The following is a 20,522-nucleotide window of genomic DNA, read 5'->3' on the forward strand; positions in this document are numbered from 1 at the left end:
ATCGTTTAAGTGACGAAATTATAGTAAAAAAGTATACTATTGTCAATAGCTTTTAGATTAAATTTTAATATTTTTGATATAATAACAAAAATATCAAATACTATATAAAGAGAATAAAAATGAATGCAATACAAAGAGTAAAAGAAGCTATTTTAGAAATTCAAAAAGGTAATATGGTTATTATGCTTGATGATGAAGATAGAGAAAATGAAGGTGACCTAGTTTATGCTGCAGCACTAAGCACACCAGAAAAAGTAAATTTTATGGCAACACATGCAAAAGGTTTAATTTGTGTTTCAGTTACAAAAGAAACTGCTAATAAATTAGAATTAAATCCTATGGTAAACTCTAATACTTCATCTTATGAAACTGCTTTTACAGTTTCAGTTGATGCTGTTGATGCTTTAACAGGTATTAGTGCAGGGGAAAGAGATGACACTATTAAAATTCTTGCTAATCCTATTTCAAATGCAATTCAATTAGCTCGTCCAGGACATATATTTCCATTAATTGCAAAAGATGGTGGAGTATTAGTACGAACTGGACATACAGAAGGAAGTGTTGATTTATGTAAATTAGCAGGATTAAATGGAGAAGCTGTTATTTGTGAAATCATGAAAGAAGATGGAACAATGGCAAGACGAGATGATTTAGATATTTTTGCCAATAAGCATGATATGAAACAAATTTATATTTCTGATTTAGTTGAATACAGATTATCACATGAAAAACTTGTTGAAGAAGTTTCAAGTTGTGATATACAATTTTTTGGTACTAATACAATTAAAAAAGAATTCAAAGATCATTTAGGAAGTATTCATACAGCTATATTATTTGGAGATATAAGTGAAGTTAGTCATGTTAAATTTCATACAGTAATTCCTGATATAAAACTTTTTCTAAATGATGAAAAATTACATTCAATGCTTAAAACAATAAATTTCTTACAATCAAAAGGTGGAATTCTAATATTTTTAAGTGATGATCAAACATCAAAAGAATCTCAAAAAGATTATGGAATAGGGGCTCAAATATTAAGCACTCTTAATGTTAAACAATTAAAACTAATGACAAGTGGAGGAAAACATTCCTTTGTTGGTTTAAATGGATTTGGTTTAGAAATATTAGAAGAAATACAAATAGAGTGTTAATACACTCTATTTATTTTAATTTTATTAACTTACAGCAGATTTAATTAATTCTAATGTTCTTTGAGGAATCACCATCTCTTTAGATAATGAACTTTCATTATTTTTGTAATATTTTGATTCTAATATCGTATTTATCTTGTCTTGAAACTTTTCAATTACAGTTTCTTGTGTATCTTTATCTTCAATATCTAAGAATTGTTTAGGTTCTTGATTTATAATACGAGCAAATCTAAAGTCAAATAATGATTTATTATCAAACTCTTCATTAAATGTTTTACAAATAGCCTTATAAACATCATTTAATTCAGCCTCATACTTTCTATAAATAGTACCAGCAGAATCATTTAAATATTTATTGAAATTACCATAATCAAGTAATAGTTCTTTGATTTCATCTTGTGTTAAACTATCATTTTCAACATCAAATTTTTTTGATAATAAATGATTACAACAATAGTGTACCACTTCTTGCTCATTTACTTTAAGATTATTTAAAAATTCAGATATTTTCATTAATTTCTCCTATAATTTGTAATAAAAAAAAGGAGTGAAAATTAATCCACTCCTTTTAACATTAAATTTTATAAAAAATTATACTCTATAAAATTGGTCCTGCAGCTGTGAAATCATATTCACTTTCTAAAGTTAAGTATTTTTTAAAGTTTTCAATATACATTGAAGCTAATTTCTTTTTAGTTTCATCATATTCTGCTTTACTTTCCCAAGTATTTCTAGGATTTAATACTTTAGTTTCAACACCATTTAGTGTCTTAGGAATTGCAAGATTAAAAATAGGTAATGTTTCAAATTCAGAGTTTTCAATAGAACCATCTAAAATACCATTAATACAAGCTCTTGTATTTTTAATAGTCATTCTAGTTCCAACTCCATAAGCTCCACCTGTCCATCCTGTATTTACAAGGTAAACATTAACATTGTGCTTATCAATTTTTTGACCTAATAACTCTGCATAAACTGTTGGATTTAATGGTAAGAATGCTTCACCAAAACAAGATGAGAATGTAGCAACTGGCTCAGTAATTCCTCTCTCTGTTCCTGCAACTTTTGCAGTATAACCACTTAAGAAGTAATACATAGCTTGTTGTTTATCAAGTTTTGCAACTGGCGGTAAAACACCAAATGCATCAGCACATAAGAAAATAATATTAGTAGGATGTCCACCCATCATATCTGGTGTATGATTTTCAATATGATTTATAGGGTAAGAAACTCTTGTATTCTCAGTTTTAGAACCATCTGAATAATCAACAACACCATTTTCATCATATACAACATTTTCTAATATTGCACCTTTTTTAATAGCACCAAAGATTTCAGGTTCTGAACTTGAATCTAGATTAATTACTTTTGCGTAACATCCACCTTCAAAGTTAAATACTCCATGATCATCCCAACCATGTTCATCATCACCAATTAAAGCTCTTTTAGGATCTGTTGATAGTGTTGTTTTTCCAGTTCCTGATAAACCAAAGAATAAAGCTGTATCGCCATTTTCTCCAATATTAGCAGAACAGTGCATTGCAAGCTTACCTTCTAAAGGAAGCCAGTAATTCATCATTGAGAAAACACCTTTTTTCATCTCACCAGCGTACCAAGTACCACCAATGATTGCAACATTATCTTCTACATTAAATACAACATATACTTCTGAATGTAAATTGTGACTAGCATAAGCCATGTCAACAGTTTTACAAGAATTATAAATTGTAAAGTCTGGAACAAAATTATCAATCTCTTCTTGTGTTTGAGGCATGATAAACATATTTTGAATAAAATGTGCTTGCCAAGCAACTTCAGTTATAAATCTTACAGATTTTCTTGAATCTAAAGATGCACCACAATATACATCAGTAACAAATAAATCTTTGTTACTTAATTGTTTTTTTGAAGTAACTAATAATTCTTCATAAACTTCTTTAGATACCTTTTGATTTATATCACCCCAAGCAATATATTTATTCGATGGATCTTGATTAACAAAAAATTTATCTTTTGGACTTCTACCTGTAAAAATACCTGTATCTATCATTAATGCACCAGTTGAAGACACTTTCGCACCTTCATTTGCAACTGCATAATCTATTAATGCATCTACATCAAGATTTCTTTTAACCATTCCAACGTTTTCTAAACCTAAAGAGTCTTTAATTTCAGACATAATTTAATTCTTCCTACTAATTAATTTTTATTTAAATATTGATAAAAGGACACCCGCTGCAACGGCTGAACCAATTACCCCAGCAACATTAGGACCCATCGCATGCATTAATAAAATGTTCGATGAATCATATTGTTGAGCTTCTTTACTTACAACCCTTGCTGCCATTGGAACTGCTGATACACCAGCTGCTCCAATTAAAGGATTGATTTGATTTTCTTTTGAACTTAATAAATTCATAAGTTTTGCCATTAAAACACCCATAGCAGTACCTGCTGAGAATGCTAAAAGACCAATTGCCATAATTCCCATAGTTTCAGCAACTAAGAATTGTTCAGCTGCAAGCTTTGAACCAACTCCTAATCCTAAGAATATAGTAACTATATTAATCAATGAATTCTGCATTGTATCAGAAAGTCTATCAACAACTCCTGATTCCTTAGCAAAGTTACCTAAACATAGAGCTCCAATAAGTGGAGATGCATCTGGTAAAATTAGTAAAGTTAACATTACTACTACTAAAGGAAATACTATTTTCTCTAATTTTGAAACTTTTCTTGCTGTTTTCATTCTAATTTTTCGCTCAGCTACAGATGTAAACATTCTCATAATTGGAGGTTGAATAACTGGAACTAAAGCCATATAAGAATAAGCAGCAACTGCAATCGCACCTAATAATTCAGGTGCTAATGCAGAGGCTATAAATATTGATGTTGGACCATCTGCTCCACCAATAATAGAAATAGCAGCAGCTTGTTCTAATGTAAATTCGATACCTGGCACATATTGTGATAATAATACTGCTGCAACTAATGAACCAAAAATACCAAATTGAGCTGCACCACCAAGTAATGCAGTTTTAGGATTTGCTAATAATGGACCAAAGTCAGTCATAGCTCCAACTCCCATAAAAATTAGAAGAGGGAAAAATCCATTTGTTATACCCATATTATAAATAATACCAAGCATTCCATCAGCACCAGCTATTTCAGCGATTGGAATATTGGCTAAAATTCCACCAAACCCAATAGGTATCAAAAGTAGTGGCTCAAAACCTTTTTTGATTGCTAAATAAAATAGAACAAAACAAATTATAATCATAATAACTCTACCAAAGCTTTGTGCAAACTTTGTTAGTTCTTCACCATGAGGGCCTTTTAATCCTTCTTGAGGATTAAGAATCGCTTTTATCCCAGTTGTACTGTAAAATGAATCAACTAAACCAGACATAGATTTTGATTCATACTCTTTTTTCTCTCCTGCAACTTCAACAGGTGCTGTTGCTGCAAAAGAATTTACTGTGAATACACAAAAGAGGGTAAATAAAATTAAAAATAAACTTTTTTTCATTATTACTCCAATAAACTATTAACCAATAATGGCTAAAGTTTGTCCTTCCTCAACTGCTGCATTAGGTCCAACTAAAATTTGTTTAATAGTACCTGCTGCTGGAGCATTAATATCAATTTCCATTTTCATAGCTTCTAAAATCATAATTTGTTGATCTTTTTCAACTTTTTCACCTTCTTTTACAAGGATCTTCCAAACTGCACCATTTACAACAGCAGGAACTTCTACACCTTCACCATTTGAAGCTGCAGGAGCTGCAGCAGCAGGTGCTTCACTTGAAGCAGCTACAGGAGTTACTTGAATGTCTGCATTTCCTTCAGCAATTGATACATTAAACTTTTGACCATCTACTACAACTGTATAGTTTCCATTTGCATTACTCATATTTTTACCTTCTCCTAAATTACATTCTTTATCATTTTCACATGTAGAATCATTTTTTCTAATATTTAATGGTGATTCACCTTTTAAAAATGCGATACCTTTTTCATCACAAGCAGCAGCAATGAAAATGTTTTCTTCACTAGCTTCAATACCTTCCATTTCTAATCTTTGTTTCCAAACAGATATTTTTTTCTTTTCATCTCTATCTGCAATATCTAAAGGATTTTCTTTAGTTGGTTCCATTTTTAGTTTTTCAGCAGCAAGAGCTACAATTTCTTCATTTGGTGCTACTGGAGTTTTACCAAAATATCCTAATACCATTTTTCCATAACCTGGAGCTATTTGTTTCCATGGTCCAAACATAACATTAGCATATGCTTGTTGCCAATAAAATTGTGATACTGGAGTTACAGAAGTACCATAACCACCTTTTTCAACAACTTCTCGCATAGCTTTAATTACTTCTGGGAATTTATCTAAAGTTCCATTATCTCTCATCATTTGAGTGTTTGCTGTTAAAGCACCACCTGGCATTGGTGAGAAAGGAATTAAAGGAGAAACTTGAGTAGCTTCTGGTGGAATAAAGTAATCTTTTAATTGATCGGCTAAAACTTCTTGATATTTCAGAACTTTTTCAATTTCTAAACCACCTAAATCAAAGTTTTTACCTTTTACAGCGTGTAACATAGTTAAAATATCTGGTTGTGAAGTTCCACCTGAAACTGGACTTGCTGCTAAATCAATACCATCAGCACCAGCTTCTAATGCGGCTAAGTAACCAGCAACAGATACACCAGCTGTTTCATGAGTATGTAATCTAATATGAGTATCGTTTCCAACTAAATTTCTAGCCATTTGAATTGTTTCATATACTTTTTGTGGAGATGAAGTTCCTGAAGCATCTTTAAAACAAATAGAATCATGAGGAATTCCGCTATCTAAAATTTGTCTTAATGTTTTTTCATAGAAAGCTACATCATGTGCACCTGAACATCCTGGAGGTAAATCCATAAGAGTAACAACTACTTCATGATTTAATCCGTACTTCTTAATACACTCAGCAGAGTATTCTAAGTTTTGTACATCATTTAAAGCATCAAAGTTTCTGATTGTAGTTGTTCCATGTTTTGCGAACATTTTTGCGTGTAAGTCAATTAATTCTCTAGAACCTGTATCTAACATTACTGTATTAATACCACGTGCTAGTGTTTGTAAGTTTGCATCTGGACCAACAATTTCTCTGAATTTGTCCATCATTTCAAATGCATTTTCTTGTAAGTAGAAAAATAAAGATTGGAATCTAGCTCCACCACCAAACTCAAAATGAGTTATTCCTGCATCTTTCGCAGCTTCAACAGCTGGAAAAAAGTCATTCATTAAAACTCTACCTCCAAAGACAGATTGGAATCCGTCCCTAAATGTAGTATCCATGACATCTATATACTTTTTAGCCATTAATATTAACCTTTTAGATTTTTATGATGTTGAACAGCTGCAACAATTGCAGCTACTTTCGCAGTTTCATTACCTGAAGCAGAAGGCGTAGGCCTTTTAACTGGTTCTATTTTCTTTTCAGGAAAATATTTTGTTAATAATGCAGCTTGAGCTTTAAGCACAAAAATCATAATAATCAAAAATGAGAATACAACACCCATTCCTAACATCATAAATTTTAATGCTTCCGTAACTAAGTTTAATTCCATAACAGTCTCCGTGGTTACCACAATGTGATTATTAATGTAATAATATATTAAACTAGCTTTAGTAACATTTATAAGTATCTTTGATTTTTATTAAATTTATAAATTTGGTTTTTTTATAATACTTTATCTCCAAACTGGTAAATTAAAGTGTCTACTTTATGAAAAAAATCCATAACGTTATTTTTAGTTTCAATAATTTTTCTTGCCATTTTGTATCCTTTAGTATTTAATATTTCAAATTTTATAATATTTTTTCAAAACTATTGAAAAATATTGCAAATTGTAATATAATTATGTAAATAGTATGTAAGGAAGAAAAAATGCTAATTGTAAGTGAAATTATAGATAAATTAAAAGACATATTAAGTGCAGATGGTGTTAATGGAAAAATATTTGATAAAGATGTTGCTACATCTTTGGAACTTTCACAAGCTAATTTTGCCACTATGAAAAATAGAGGAAAGATACCATACTCAAATATCTTAAACTTTTGTGCAAAGAAAAAGATTTCAATTAATTGGTTACTTTACAACCAAAACCCAGGCTCTCTTGTTGATAGTACTGATAAATACTGGATTAAATATTTTCCTGAAGTAAGTGTTAGTGCAGGTGGGGGTGCTTATGAAAATGATGATGACTTTGAATCTTTAGAAGTTCCAGCTTATTTTGTAAATATGTTAGGTGGGAAAGAAAATCTTAAAAATATTGATGCAATTAATGTAGTAGGGGATTCTATGGAACCAACATTAAATGATGATAATATAATATTTATGGATAAAACAAAAAATGACTGTTCAAGAGATGGAATATACGCATTTACAACAGTTCATGGTTTATTTGTTAAAAGAATTCAAAAAAGAGTAGATGGTAAGTTAGATATTATTTCTGATAATAAAGATTACCCTTCACAGGTTTTAGCTAATAATGATATTAAAATTATTGGAAAAGTTATAAGTTCATTTGGTTCAGTGTATTAAAATTAGAAAAGAGATAACTCTTTCTCTTCTTTTAATAAGGCTTGCTGTATTTGTTCAAGTTCGAATCCAGTAATAAATAAAGCATTAAAAGATTGTTTTTTTATAATTTCTTTTAAGTTCTCAATACTTTTTATATCTTGAGAACTTAAATATATTTTTTTTGCGTAAGAAAACTTTTCTTCTAAATAATTAACTTCTTTTTCAATTAAAGAGAGCTCATTTTGAACTATAATAAATCTATCACTTTTACCAAACTCTACAATATTAAAATTTTTATCTAAAAAAGTGGGTTTAAAAAAATTAAAGTTTTTCAATTTTGAATCATCAAAATCACTAATATCTAAAAAATCATAAATTCTTATAAAATCTTCTACATAAATAGAAGGTATTTTAATTTTTTGAAAGTATATGTTTTTGTATGTAAAAGAAGTTTCAAAAAGAGAATGTTCAATTAAATTTGATATTTCAAACTTTTCTTTTTCAAAAGCACAATTATTAGGATAAAGTTTATTTAATAGTTCAATATCTTTTGAAATAAGAATAGTATTTTCATTAATATCATCAAGTGAGGATAATAACTCATCAAAATTATTTGATATAAACTTTAAATTCTTTTCGTAAGAAGATAAAGCTTTCAATAAATTAAAACTAACAATATTACAAAAATATGCTTGAAGGTTAAAAGTTGCAAGTTTATATCTAAGTAATTTTACAATTGCATTAGTAATATTATCTACTTTTATCCAAGCAATTTCATTATCAATTATAGGATAGAAGCTTTCTGTGATTATTGCAAAGGCACCTCTTTGTACAGCTATTTGAACATCATCCAAATTTGAAGCAATAAAAAGATCACCTTCTTTTATTTTATTAACATCAGTTTTAAAAGAGTATATAAAAGATATTGATGGAGAATTTAAAAGTTTTCCATCAATAATATCTAGAATAGAGTTTATTTGCACTAACTTATTTTTGTACCTATTTTTTTACTTGATTCTGGTCTAATTAATGATAAACCATCTTCATCTTTGGCAGCCATTAGCATTCCTTCACTAATCATTCCCATTAGTTTTGCAGGTTTTAAGTTTGCAACAACACATGCTTGTGTTCCTACTAAATCTTCTGCAGAATAAAATTCTTTAATACCTGCTAAGATTTGTCTATTTCTTCCTTCACCTAAATCAACTTGCAGTTTTAAAAGTTTTTTAGACTTTGGAACTTCTTCTGCTTCAACAATTGTTCCAATCTTTAAAGATGTTTCAAAAAATTTATCAATTGTAATTAAGTTATCATCTTCTTCTATAACTTCATCTTTTTTTGAAGATTTTTCTTCTGTTGTATTTTTTTCAACAACAGCTGGTTTTGCTTGCTCTAAAAGAACTTCTTCAATTCGGGGGAATAATTGCTCAACTTTTGTAATAGTAGTATCTGCAATTAACTCTTTATTTTTAAGTAATGAAGTATAAGTTGCATTATCAATAGTAATTCCAATTGAAGTTGCGATTTTTCCAATTTTTTCAGGCATTACTGAATCTAGTAGAAGTGAAACTCTTGCCATTATATTTGTAATTAAAGCTACTAAAGCCATGGCTTCATTAGTTTTACCTTCTTTCATTTTAGCCCATGGTTCGTAATCACCAATTGCTTTGTTTGCAATTGTTAATACTTTCCAAATATCTTCAAGGTATCTATTTAATTGCATATCCCATAAATAAAGTTCAACTTTATCTAAAATTTCTTCTACTTCATCTAGCTCTTTTTGGTGATATTTTTTTACATCAACAGAAGTAACTTTAGAATCAAAATATTTTCCACTCATACCAGAAATTCTATTTAATAAGTTTCCTAAGTCATTTCCTAGATCTGAATTAATTCTATCCATTAAAGCTTTTTGTGAAAAATCTCCATCTTGTCCAAAAGGAACTTCTCTAATCATAAAGTATCTAAATGCATCTAAACCATAAGCATCAGCTACAAGTTTTGGATCAACAACATTTCCTTTTGATTTAGACATTTTTTCACCATCTCTTGTCCACCATCCATGTGCTGCAATATGCTTTGGAAGAGGTAAATCTAATGACATTAAAAAAGCTGGCCAATAAATAGCATGGAATCTTAAAATATCTTTTCCTACTAAATGAACATTTGCAGGCCATTGATTCATATTTTTTTCGTCACTTCCATAACCAAGTGCTGTGATATAGTTCATAAGTGCATCAAGCCAAACGTACATAACGTGTTTTGGTTCATTCATAGATTCAGGAAGTTTAACACCCCAATCAAATGAAGTTCTTGAAATTGATAAATCTCTTAATCCACCTTTAACGAAGTTTATTACTTCATTTTTCTTAGATCTTGGCAAGATACAATCATCATTTTCTTCATACCATTTGATTAATTTGTCTTCATAAGCTGATAATTTAAAAAAGAAACTTTCTTCTTTTACAATATTTGTAGGCTTTCCACAATCAGGACAAAACTGCTCATCAACTAACTGCTTTTGAGTAAAGAATGTCTCACATGATACACAGTAATAACCTTCATAGTCACCTTTGTAAATATCACCTTTATCAAACATTTTTTGAAATGCATGTTGAACACCAATTTTATGCTCATCATCAGTTGTTCTAATAAATTTATCATAAGAAATATCAAAATCATCCCATAATGTTTTAAACTTTCCAGATACTTCATCAGCATATTCTTTTGGAGTTTTTCCTCTTTGTTCAGCACTTTGAGCGATTTTTTGACCATGCTCATCAGTTCCTGTAAGAAAATATGTATTTGCACCAGTTAATCTTGAATATCTAGCTAGCATATCAGCTATAATTGTTGTATAAGCGTGTCCTATGTGTGCAACATCATTTACATAATATATTGGTGTAGTGATATACACATTTTTACAAGATTCTTCCATTTATTTACCTCTTTTATAAATTATAATATTAAAATTCAAACCCACCGCCTGAGCCTTTATTCATAGAGGCGTAGACAGCTAGTACATATTTATTTCTTAAGTCACAATCAAAAAACTTATCACATGGAGTACATGATTCTAAAGATTCTTTTACTTGACACTCTTTTAATTCAACTAGTTTTTGATCAAGTTTAATTTCCCACTCATCAATTACTAATTCGTCTTTATTATCCATTCTTTTTATAAACTTCTAATACTCTATTTATTTCAGTGTTTGATCCAAAGAAACAAGGAGTTGTATCATGAATATGAGTTGTTTCAACTTCTAAAGCTCTTTTAAATCCATCAACTGCTTGCCCATTTGCTTTTTCATAAGTATATGCAAAAGGAAATACTTCAAATAGTTGTCTTAATTTACCTTTTGGTCTATCAGTTGTACCTGGATAAGAAAACAATCCACCACCTTTTAATAAGATTTGGTGTAAATCAGGAACCATACCACCTGAATATCTTAATCTATAGCCATCATTAAAAATATCATCAATTAATTCTTTATGATAAGGTGCCCAACAATTTTGAGTAGAGCCAGGTGCATTAAGCTTTCCTTTTTCCTCTAAAACGATATTTTGAATAAATTCAAATTTACCCTTTTTTAGTCTATACATTTTAACATCATCAATAGCAACTACCATTTCTACACGTGGACCAAATACAACATATACAGAGGCAATGATACTTTTTGCATCAAAACCACCTTTATAAATTCCATAAATAGAACCAACAGATAAATTTACATCAACTAGTGATGAACCATCTAAAGGATCATAAGCAATTAAATATTCGCCATCTTCATTTAAAGATACAATTTCTTCTTGTTCTTCACTTACAATTGCTTTTATACTTGGAATTGTTTTGAAAATATCTTCGATAATAACATCACTTGCAATATCAAGTTTTAACTGAGTATCACCAGTTGAATTTTCTTGTTCACTTTTACCAGTGTCACCTGTTTCAATTAACTCTTTAATCTTAATACTTGCTTCTTCTATGGCTTTGATTATATCTTGCATTTTTATACTCTTTTCGCGTTTTTATCAATCCAGATAATCATATCTTCTGGAGAGTTTAAATCAATTTTATCAATTGATGATGGTATATCATCGTCATTTATCGTATCATCACTTGCAATTGCATTTGTAACTTTAAAATAAGTTTCATCTAAATTATTTCTAAAAATAGAGATTCTAGGTAAATCCAATGTTTTTAATCCTTCAACTAATAAGTAATCAAAATCATTAAATAAAGCTATCATTTCTTCAATACTAGAAGTCTCTTTTTTTAGTAAAGTAGTTTTATTAGGACTTACAACTGCAACATCTGCACCTGTTTCTCCAAATTTATATGAATCTTTTCCAACTCTATCAAACATAGCTTTATCTTTTGGATCATGTTTAATAATACAAACTTTAAAACCCTTATCTTGTAGAATATTTGAAACTTTAACAATTGCAGTAGTTTTTCCACTATTTGATGGTCCTGAGAAAGCCACCACTAATCTTTTTTTATTCATAAAATGGATTTTATCTAAATGATGGTTAAAGTATTGTAAAATATCAGCTTCAAAGTTGGGAGAAACAATGTACAAAACTTTATTTTTATCAATATTATCAACTATATTTATTGGATGTTCATCTACAAGTGCACTTAAGCATTTTGAAAAAGAAGAAATTGAAGCTAAAGCTATGCAATATACAAAAAAAGCTGATGTAATAATCAATAAAGAACAAAAAGTACTTTTATGGGTAACTTATTTAAATAGTACAGATATTAAAGAGTTTGATACTAATTATGAATCATTTCTAACATCAACATATTTTACTGATGCTTTATCACAAGATATTGGTGATAATAATTATAGTTTTTCATTAAATAAAAAAACACCACTATCTATAGAAGAGATTTCTAAAGATAATAAATTATATAAAGATATTTTATCTAAAAATACTTGGGGTAAATATTACTTAGTAAAATTTGAAAAAGATAAAAATATTGAAGAATTAATTTTTACCTTATCAAATAATAGTGCTAATTCGGCAGAACTAAAGTTTGTAAAATAGAGGATAAACTAAGTTTATTTTCTTTATTTAAATGATTATTATATACATAATAGTTTGTTAAAACTTTTCTACCATATTTTCTAGTTTCATCATAAGAAATTTGTTCCATACTCATAAATGGCTCAAACCTATTTTTTTCTTTAAATAGTCCACGTTTAAACTGTTTTCTTGTGTATCCTGGACCTCCATTATATGCATAAGCAATAAATAATGGATTGTTATTAAACTGTTTACTTAAAGAATTTAAATGTTTATTTGCATATCTTAGATTTACTTCTGGTAAAAACTGTTCATAAATATTATATGGTTCATTTAACTGCTTTGCTAATGCTTTAGATAAAAAAGGCATAATTTGCATTACACCTTGTGCAGTTGCAAAGGAAACAGCTGAAGAAATAAACCTACTTTCTTGTCTTCCAATTGCATACATTAAAACCTGTCTATTAATATCATAGTTTTTCATTACATCTCTAAATGGCTTTATAAAATATTGTTTTTTGTATCTTGAATGTCTTTCTAAAACATAGGCATAGTGAGGTAAAGTGGAAGAATCAGTAAATAAATTACTATACTTTTCTAATTTCTTATCATCAAGATTCTTTTTTGTATCAGCTTCAACTTTTATCCATTCAAATTGATCTAAAGTATTATATGATGTTTTTGTATTTGGAATATCAATATCGTAGTATATATTATTTATATCAACATTTAAAAGTTCTTTTACGTATAGTGAGTAAATATTATTATCCCAACTATTTGAAACTTCATGTAAAAAAGATTTGTTTTGAGTTAATAAATATATCCAAAAAAGTGTTTTATCTTTTGTTGATTGAAAATATGCTTTTTTGTAAGCTATTTGTAAATAATTTAATGCTGCTTCTTCTTGTTTATGATTGATAGCATTTAAAGCTAATGAAAAAAATGTTTGATGTGTAAGTAGAGAATTGTTTTTAACATTAAATAATGATTTTTGTAAATTGTTTAATTCATCTCGATGAACTGCATAGGAAATAAATTTATTAAAGTTTTTTTCTTTTGATATCTTATCAATAAATGTATTAGGAATTATATGGTCTATTATATTTTGACGATAATTTTTTCTAGTATCAAAAAATAATCTATAGAATCTGTTTGTATTTGTATTAATCAACTCATTAAAAGGATCATTCGAAGCAATTATTTTTAAATCATTTTTTAAAGTAGGGTACTTAGCTATTTTTTCTATTGCAAAGTTTAAATCGTTTTTTGACATTTTAGTTGCATCAAAAATACTTAAACCAAGTGCTATACATCTTGAATCTTCTTTTAATAATTCTTTTGCATTAGCTCTATAACATTTAAGATCTTTATTTGGTATTGTCGAAAACTTTTTATTAAAAGCTTTTTTTACTCGTCCACTTTTTGATTTAGCCATATCATAGGCATTTTGTGCATTTTCTTGGCTAATATCTTTTTGTTTTAAGTATTGAATTATAAAAAAATCTTTTGCATAAGATTTTGGCTTTTCATCAAGCCAATCAAGAGTAACTTTGAAGTTTTTATCAGTTATATTTAAAACTTCATTATTTGCACTTGCATTTACTAAAACAGCGCAAAATAATGAAGCTATAATTTTTTTCAAGAATTTACTTTAAAAGAATAAGTTTTTTAAGAAAATTTCTAAAAACATTAATCCAAAAATAAGTATTATTGGAGCTAAATCCATTCCACCAAAAACAGTAGGAATATATTTTCGTACCAAATTATAAGCAGGTTGTGTTAATCTATATAACATTTGAACAATTGGATTATTTGGGTCTGGGTTAACCCATGTCAATAGGGCTGATATGATAATAACCCATTTATATAAAGATATAATTGTTAAAACAACAGTTAAAACTGAAGTAGTAAAAGCATCTATCATTTTGCAATTTCTCCTAAATAGTTTTTAATTAAAGGATATATTTCAGATAATAAAGGACCTTCTTTTTGTCCTGTTAGAATATATCTTAATGGTGTTGATAAAGATTTATCTTCTAAAGAAGTATTATCTTTAATATATTTTTCTAAATCTTCAAAAGTTTCAAAAAATGGTGCTTTTTTTATACACTCTTTTATTTCTAAAAACTCTTCTTCAAAGCCTTCAAGTTTGTCTTTTGAAGTAAAAACTATATCAATTTTATTTTTTAATTCTTTAATAGTGCTAACTTCATTTAAATAAATCTTAGCTAATTTACCAATATCTAAATCAGCGAAACCTAAGATTTTTGATAATCTTAATTCATCCATTGATTCAATGTGTTTTTTATTAATTTCTTTTAATTTTTCAATATCAAATAATAGTTCTTCTTTTGAAGTCTTTTCAATATCAAACCATTTAATAGCATCTTCAAGTGTAAATATCTCAGAAGGAACTTCATTCCCTAAAAGTACTAAATAATTTGCAATCGCACTAGGAAGAAAACCTTCATCAATAAAATACTTAACAGAACTGTTAATACTAGATGAAACTTTTGGAAGATGAATATAGTTTATTTCTTTATCATAAGAAAGTAAGTTTCTAATATGAACTTGCTTTGCAGTATCTTCTTCGTGTTCATTTGATCTAATAACAGTTGAAATATCCATTAGCATATCATCAATTGAGCATGCATAATTATATGTAGGTGACTTATCATGATTTAAAATTATAAAAGAATCAACATCTTTGTCAAAGCTTTTAATTCTAACTGTAAAAGGAGCATTTACTTCTAAAACTGCTTCATCAGATAGTGTTTCACAAAAACCGTCATATTTATAAGGTTTATTGTTTTTAATAGCTTCTTGTTTTAATTCTTCAAGTTTTTCATCGCCGCAAAAACATGAAAAAGCTTTTTTTTGTGTTAAAAGTTGCATTGCCATTTTTTGATGATATTTTAAAGAGTCACTTTGATGAACAGCTCTTGAGTAATCAATAGAAAACAAAGATAAAATTTCTAAGATTTCATTATCTTTTCCTTCTATATTCTTCTTTTTATTTATATCTTCAATTCTTATAACTAAATCTTCATTTAACTGCTTTGCAACTATATAGTTTAAAATAGCTAAACGAAGGTTATTTAAGCTCATACTTTCAACAGAACTTGGTGCAAATCTTAACAAACTATTTCCTTACTATTGCAAATGTTAAATTGTTTATTTCTTCATGAGAAGCAATAAATTTATTTAAATCTTCTAATTTTAAATCTTGAATTAATTCTAATTCTTTTTGAGGATAATTTTGCTCTAAACCTCTATAATAAAGAGTAAAAGCTTTATTTAGTCTTTGAGATAATACTTCATTTCTTAAAGGTTCACTACCTGTTAAAAAGTTTTTAGCAGCATCTAACTCTTCTTGAGTAACACCTTTTTTTACAAAATCTTTTACAATTTGTGTTACTAAAGTTTGTGCTTCTTTTGCACTTTCATTTTTTGTTTGTAAATACCCACTAAAGAAAGTATGAGATTTATTTATAGAAACAGAGCCATAAGCACTATAAGCAAGTCCTCTTTTTACTCTAATTTCTTCCATAAGTCTTGAACCAAAACCAGAACCACCTAAAATAAATGATGCTACTTTTGAAATATATCTTTTTTCATCTTTAGCTGTAACATTGTAAGAACTTCCAAAATAGATATAAGCTTGTTCAGTCTCTTTGATTAAAGTTTCTTCTTGTTTTTCTGATTTAAATTTAATCTCTTCTAATTCTCTTTTAACACCTGGTTTTAATGCATCTAAAACTGGTGTAATTAAAGTTTTAAACTCTTTGTAATCAAAATCTCCACCAGCAACAATAATTAAATTATTTAGGTTAATTGTATCATTGATAAAGGTCTTTATATCTTTAAGTTTAATTTTCTCTATTGACTCAACTGTACCAGAACTTGGGTTTTGTAAAGCAGTATCTTTGAATAACACTGATTTTAATAAATTCTTAGCAGTATAATCAAAATCATTCTCTTTTCTTTTTAAAGCACCAATTTTTAATGTTTTTAATTTATTTAAAGTATCTTCACTATAGTTTGGTGATTTGATTAAATTTGTTAATAACTGTATTGATTTATTAGATACATCTTTTAAGTTTGATAACTCAATTACAAATGTCTCAAATCCATTTGAAGTGTGTAAAGAAATAGCATTCTCTTCTAGCTTTTGAGCAAAACCTGTTGAACCTAACTCTTTAGTTCCTTCATTTAATAATTGTGAAGAAAGACTTGCTAACCCACTTTTATTTTTATCTTGAATATAACCTGAGTTTTGAAAAACTAATTGTAGATTTAACGTTGGTAAACTCTTTTGTTTTTCAAAAACTACTGGTATTTTTATTCCATTTGTTTCTATATGCTTTATCGTAGCACTCATTAAACTTCCTTGTAAAATTACTAATGCAAATATATATTTTTTTAATTTTTTCATAAAAGGATTAATACCTCTCTAATATCTCATAGGCTGTATTTCTTTTTGCAGGATTTTCACCTATGTCTTTTATAAGCCTAATCATTTCTTCTTGATTCATTCTATTTGAAGCTCCTGCTGCTTTAACAACATTCTCTTCCATCATAGTACTTCCTAAATCATTTGCTCCAAAATTTAAAGCTAATTGACCAATATATGAGCCCTGAGTCACCCAAGAACTTTGCATATTTTTAAAATTATCTAAGTAAAGTCTTGAAACTGCTAATAATCGTAAGTATCTATTCGATGATTGTGGTTTAATATCTGGTATTTCTTTTAAAAGTTGCGTATTAGCACCTTGAAATGACCACATAATAAATGCTCTAAATCCACCTGATTTATCTTGTAAATCTCTTAGCATTTCCCAATGTTCAATTATCTCTTCATCTGTTTCAACTGTTCCAAACATCATTGTTGCAGTTGTTTTCATTCCAATAGAATGTGCTAATTCATGAACATTTATCCAATCTTTACTATCCATTTTATTAGGAGCAATAATATCTCTTACTCTATCACTTAAAATTTCAGCACCAGCACCTGGAATTGAGCTTAAACCTTTAGCTTGTAATCTTTTTAGCACTTCTAAAATAGTGATTTTAGATACTTTTGCAATATATTTAATTTCAATTGCAGAAAAACCATGAATAGTAATTTGTGGATACTTCTCATGAATATGAGAAACTAACTCTTCATAATAATCAATTTTAAGTTTTGGGTGAACTCCACCTTGAAATAAAATTTGCGTTCCACCAATTTCAAGTAATTCATCAATCTTTTGATCAATTTCATCAAATTTAAGTACATAAGAATCATCATCTCGTCCATGTCTATAAAAAGCACAGAATTTACAATCAACCCAACATACATTTGTATAGTTAATATTTCTATCAACTATAAAAGATGTAGTTTTATCAGGATGAAGTTCTAGTTTTCTTTTACTTGCAAGTTCACCTAATTCTAATAATGAAGCATTTTTAATTAAATCTAATGCTTCTTCATTTGTTATTCTTCTATTTAATAAATCCATTTTTTTAACCATTAGAAACTACTCCCTAGTGAGAATTCAAATGATGATGTATCATCATCAGCTTTTGCATCTAAAGCTTTAGCGAAGATAAGCTGTAATGGTCCTAAAGGAGAAATCCATTCTAAAACAGCACCAGTACTTGATCTTTGAATTTCCGTAAAATCATCTTGTCCAATCATTCCATAATCATAGAACAATGCCCATCTCATTTTAGCATTTGGAATTAAAGGGAAACTCATTTCTAAAGAGTTTGCCCATAAATTTTTATATGGTTTACCAACTTCACCTGTATCATTAGAAGGGAACGCATAAGATGAGAATCCTCTTAAACTTTTTGTACCACCAAGATATAGTGAATCACCTTGATTAATTTGTCCATTATCAACTAAAACACTAACTTTTGTTCTAAATCTAAAAATCCAATCTAATTCTGCGTAGTCATTTAAACTATTAAAATATTTAAAGTATGAAGTTGATTTTAAGTATTTTGAATCTCCACCAACACCTGCGTATTGTAAAGAAGTTCCAATTTTCATACCTTCTCTTGGTAATTGATAATTATCTGTATTATCAAAATTTATATAAGGAACTAAAGAACTAGAAATATAATCAGTATCAGTATAGGGATTAGTAATAGTAGATATATCATCATACTCATAATCTTCACTAATAAAATCTAATTTATATCTAATACCAGCTCTTAAATTTCTTACAATTTCTCGACCAACACCAACAGAAAAACCTTTTGTAGATTTATCTAAATCATAAACACTTCTACTAATTTCACTCTCACTATTATGTGCTTCAATATCTCCACTGTACTTACTATCATTAATAGCAGGATTACTTAAACTTAATGTAAAATCACTTTTATTAGCAGATAAATCAGCACTTAGTCCAACACTTAAACCAGAACCAAATATATTTGAATCTTTTACAGAACCATTAACCATAAATTTATCATATGAACCATATCCACCACCAACAGTTAAAGCTCCTGTTGCTGCTTCAACTACATTTACTAAAATATCAATTTTATCTTCTGATACTCTTTTTTGTTCAATGTTTACTTTTTCAAAATATGAAGATCTTCCTAATTTTGATTTTGAATCATTTAAATCAGTTTGGTTAAATAATTCTCCTGGAGCTAAATAAATATCTCGTCTAATAACTCTATCTAGTGTTCTAGAGTTTCCAGAAATTTTAACATCATTAATATAAACTTTTTTACCTGGAATTACATTAAATACAACATCAACTTTTGAGTTTTCAGTGTCTTTTTTAACATCAAATCTAACTTGTGCAAAAGCATAACCTTTGTTTGCAACTTGTGTTTTAATATAGTTTTGATCTTTTCTTAATTTTTTAATATTAAAAGTATTTCCAATAATTAAGTCTAACTCTGGATAAATATCTTTAGGATCAACTATTGTTGAATCTACATAAATTTTAATATCATTTGTATAGTATTTAGTACCTTCTTTAATAAAAAAGTCTAAATTTGCTTGATTTGAAGCAAAATCAATATTTAAAAATGGTTCTTTAACTTGTGCATCAAGATAACCCTTTTCAAAATATAATTCATTAATTCTTCTTGCATCGTATTTTAATTGATCAATTTTAACTTCACCATCATTTTGACCAAACCACCATGAAGCAAATTCAACTTCTTTGTTTGCTGAAACATTATCAAAATCATCTTGGTCTAGTTCGTTTGAACCATAATAGTTAGCTTTTTTGATGATGATTTCATCACCTTTATTTACATTAAATGTAAGTTTTAAAGAGTGTTCATTTAATGTTTCAATTTCAGTTTCAACTACTGAGTTAATATATCCTTCTTCTTCAAGCATATTTAGCAAAATCTTCTTTGCGTCTTTTACTCTTTTTTCAGTATACATTGACCCTTTTTTAAGTTTAATCATTGTTTTTAATGATTCTATATCATCAGTTCTTGATTTATAACCTTGTATATCTATATTAGCTATAGAAGGCTTTTCTTTAAAGTTTAATTGTAATTTTCCATTATCGTTAATGGCAACTATATCATCAAAATAGCCAAATTTATAAAACTCTTTTATTGCATTATTTATTTTGTCATTGTTAAATTCATCACCAACTTTTATGTCTAGTGTTTCATTTACTATTTTAGAAGATATCTTATTTAAATTATTATATTCTATAGATTGTATTGTATCTGCGCATAGTGCTGTTGCACAAGCTAAAGAAAAAAGCATTATTTGATTTTTCACAACTTTCCTTAA

At 28.1% G+C, this 20,522-nt stretch carries 19 protein-coding genes; 3 read left to right on the top strand and 16 right to left on the bottom strand.

The genetic code is table 11. The features are described from left to right. Positions 1–119: 119 nt before the first annotated feature. Positions 120–1,151, top strand: a complete 1,032-nt coding sequence (locus LPB137_RS07295; RefSeq protein WP_076086404.1) for a bifunctional 3,4-dihydroxy-2-butanone 4-phosphate synthase/GTP cyclohydrolase II — start codon at positions 120–122, stop codon at positions 1,149–1,151. A gap of 24 nt (positions 1,152–1,175) precedes the next feature. Here the strand turns inward: LPB137_RS07295 and LPB137_RS07300 are convergent, their stop codons facing one another. The 5 genes from LPB137_RS07300 to LPB137_RS07320 form a co-directional block, all read right to left on the bottom strand. Then, on the bottom strand, positions 1,176–1,664 hold the full coding sequence (locus tag LPB137_RS07300; RefSeq protein WP_076086406.1) for a hypothetical protein: 489 nt from the start codon (positions 1,662–1,664) through the stop codon (positions 1,176–1,178). Positions 1,665–1,749: 85 nt separating this feature from the next. Further along, positions 1,750–3,330, bottom strand: a complete 1,581-nt coding sequence (gene pckA / locus LPB137_RS07305; RefSeq protein WP_076086409.1) for a phosphoenolpyruvate carboxykinase (ATP) — start codon at positions 3,328–3,330, stop codon at positions 1,750–1,752. 27 nt (positions 3,331–3,357) lie between these two features. Then, positions 3,358–4,680, bottom strand: a complete 1,323-nt coding sequence (locus LPB137_RS07310) for a sodium ion-translocating decarboxylase subunit beta (protein WP_076086412.1) — start codon at positions 4,678–4,680, stop codon at positions 3,358–3,360. Positions 4,681–4,698: 18 nt separating this feature from the next. Continuing rightward, positions 4,699–6,519: a biotin/lipoyl-containing protein gene (locus LPB137_RS07315; RefSeq protein ID WP_076086415.1), complete on the bottom strand. Its 1,821-nt coding sequence runs from the start codon at positions 6,517–6,519 to the stop codon at positions 4,699–4,701. A gap of 5 nt (positions 6,520–6,524) precedes the next feature. Beyond that, positions 6,525–6,767 carry an OadG family protein gene (locus LPB137_RS07320; protein ID WP_076086418.1) on the bottom strand — a complete coding sequence of 81 codons (243 nt, stop codon included), beginning with the start codon at positions 6,765–6,767 and terminating at the stop codon, positions 6,525–6,527. Between the two features lie 320 nt (positions 6,768–7,087). Between LPB137_RS07320 and LPB137_RS07325 the strand changes: the two genes are divergently transcribed. Further along, positions 7,088–7,744 (top strand): S24 family peptidase, encoded by a 657-nt coding sequence (locus tag LPB137_RS07325; protein WP_076086421.1) that lies wholly within the window; start codon positions 7,088–7,090, stop codon positions 7,742–7,744. A gap of 2 nt (positions 7,745–7,746) precedes the next feature. Here LPB137_RS07325 and LPB137_RS07330 read toward each other — a convergent pair whose 3' ends face one another. From LPB137_RS07330 to mobB, 5 genes are read right to left on the bottom strand one after another with little or no spacing between them, the layout of a single operon-like run. After that, positions 7,747–8,706, bottom strand: coding sequence for a UDP-N-acetylmuramoyl-tripeptide--D-alanyl-D-alanine ligase (locus LPB137_RS07330; protein WP_076086424.1), 960 nt, complete (start codon positions 8,704–8,706; stop codon positions 7,747–7,749). Then, positions 8,706–10,661 carry a methionine--tRNA ligase gene (gene metG / locus LPB137_RS07335; protein WP_076086427.1) on the bottom strand — a complete coding sequence of 652 codons (1,956 nt, stop codon included), beginning with the start codon at positions 10,659–10,661 and terminating at the stop codon, positions 8,706–8,708. Before metG ends, LPB137_RS07330 begins: the two co-directional genes overlap by 1 nt. 28 nt (positions 10,662–10,689) lie before the next feature. Continuing rightward, complete coding sequence (locus tag LPB137_RS07340; protein WP_076086430.1) at positions 10,690–10,896, bottom strand: hypothetical protein; 207 nt, start codon at positions 10,894–10,896, stop codon at positions 10,690–10,692. After that, positions 10,889–11,731: a class 1 fructose-bisphosphatase gene (locus tag LPB137_RS07345; protein WP_076086433.1), complete on the bottom strand. Its 843-nt coding sequence runs from the start codon at positions 11,729–11,731 to the stop codon at positions 10,889–10,891. Before LPB137_RS07345 ends, LPB137_RS07340 begins: the two co-directional genes overlap by 8 nt. Positions 11,732–11,733: 2 nt before the next feature. Beyond that, positions 11,734–12,231, bottom strand: a complete 498-nt coding sequence (gene mobB / locus LPB137_RS07350) for a molybdopterin-guanine dinucleotide biosynthesis protein B (RefSeq protein WP_076089273.1) — start codon at positions 12,229–12,231, stop codon at positions 11,734–11,736. Between the two features lie 67 nt (positions 12,232–12,298). On the opposite strand from mobB, the gene LPB137_RS07355 reads away from it, so the two are divergent. Next, a complete protein-coding gene (locus tag LPB137_RS07355; protein ID WP_076086436.1) occupies positions 12,299–12,778 on the top strand; it encodes a hypothetical protein in 480 nt (159 codons plus the stop codon). On the opposite strand, the gene LPB137_RS07360 is transcribed toward LPB137_RS07355, so the two are convergent. The 6 genes from LPB137_RS07360 to bamA are packed head-to-tail and all read right to left on the bottom strand — an operon-like array spanning position 12,747 to position 20,510. Further along, a complete protein-coding gene (locus tag LPB137_RS07360; protein ID WP_076086439.1) occupies positions 12,747–14,399 on the bottom strand; it encodes a lytic transglycosylase domain-containing protein in 1,653 nt (550 codons plus the stop codon). The two genes, LPB137_RS07355 and LPB137_RS07360, sit on opposite strands and share 32 nt — an antisense overlap. 9 nt (positions 14,400–14,408) lie before the next feature. Next, a complete protein-coding gene (locus LPB137_RS07365) occupies positions 14,409–14,681 on the bottom strand; it encodes a YggT family protein (RefSeq protein ID WP_076086442.1) in 273 nt (90 codons plus the stop codon). After that, a complete protein-coding gene (locus LPB137_RS07370; protein ID WP_076086445.1) occupies positions 14,678–15,898 on the bottom strand; it encodes a glutamate--tRNA ligase family protein in 1,221 nt (406 codons plus the stop codon). Before LPB137_RS07370 ends, LPB137_RS07365 begins: the two co-directional genes overlap by 4 nt. A 1-nt stretch (position 15,899) precedes the next feature. Then, positions 15,900–17,192, bottom strand: a complete 1,293-nt coding sequence (locus tag LPB137_RS07375) for a M16 family metallopeptidase (RefSeq protein ID WP_076086448.1) — start codon at positions 17,190–17,192, stop codon at positions 15,900–15,902. A 7-nt stretch (positions 17,193–17,199) separates the two neighbouring features. Next, on the bottom strand, positions 17,200–18,270 hold the full coding sequence (locus tag LPB137_RS07380; RefSeq protein ID WP_076086451.1) for a dehypoxanthine futalosine cyclase: 1,071 nt from the start codon (positions 18,268–18,270) through the stop codon (positions 17,200–17,202). Further along, positions 18,270–20,510: an outer membrane protein assembly factor BamA gene (bamA, locus tag LPB137_RS07385; protein ID WP_228144648.1), complete on the bottom strand. Its 2,241-nt coding sequence runs from the start codon at positions 20,508–20,510 to the stop codon at positions 18,270–18,272. The genes LPB137_RS07380 and bamA overlap by 1 nt, the downstream gene beginning before the upstream one ends. Between the last annotated feature and the right edge of the window lie 12 nt (positions 20,511–20,522).

Source organism: Poseidonibacter parvus (assembly GCF_001956695.1).
GTDB classification, from domain to species: domain Bacteria; phylum Campylobacterota; class Campylobacteria; order Campylobacterales; family Arcobacteraceae; genus Poseidonibacter; species Poseidonibacter parvus.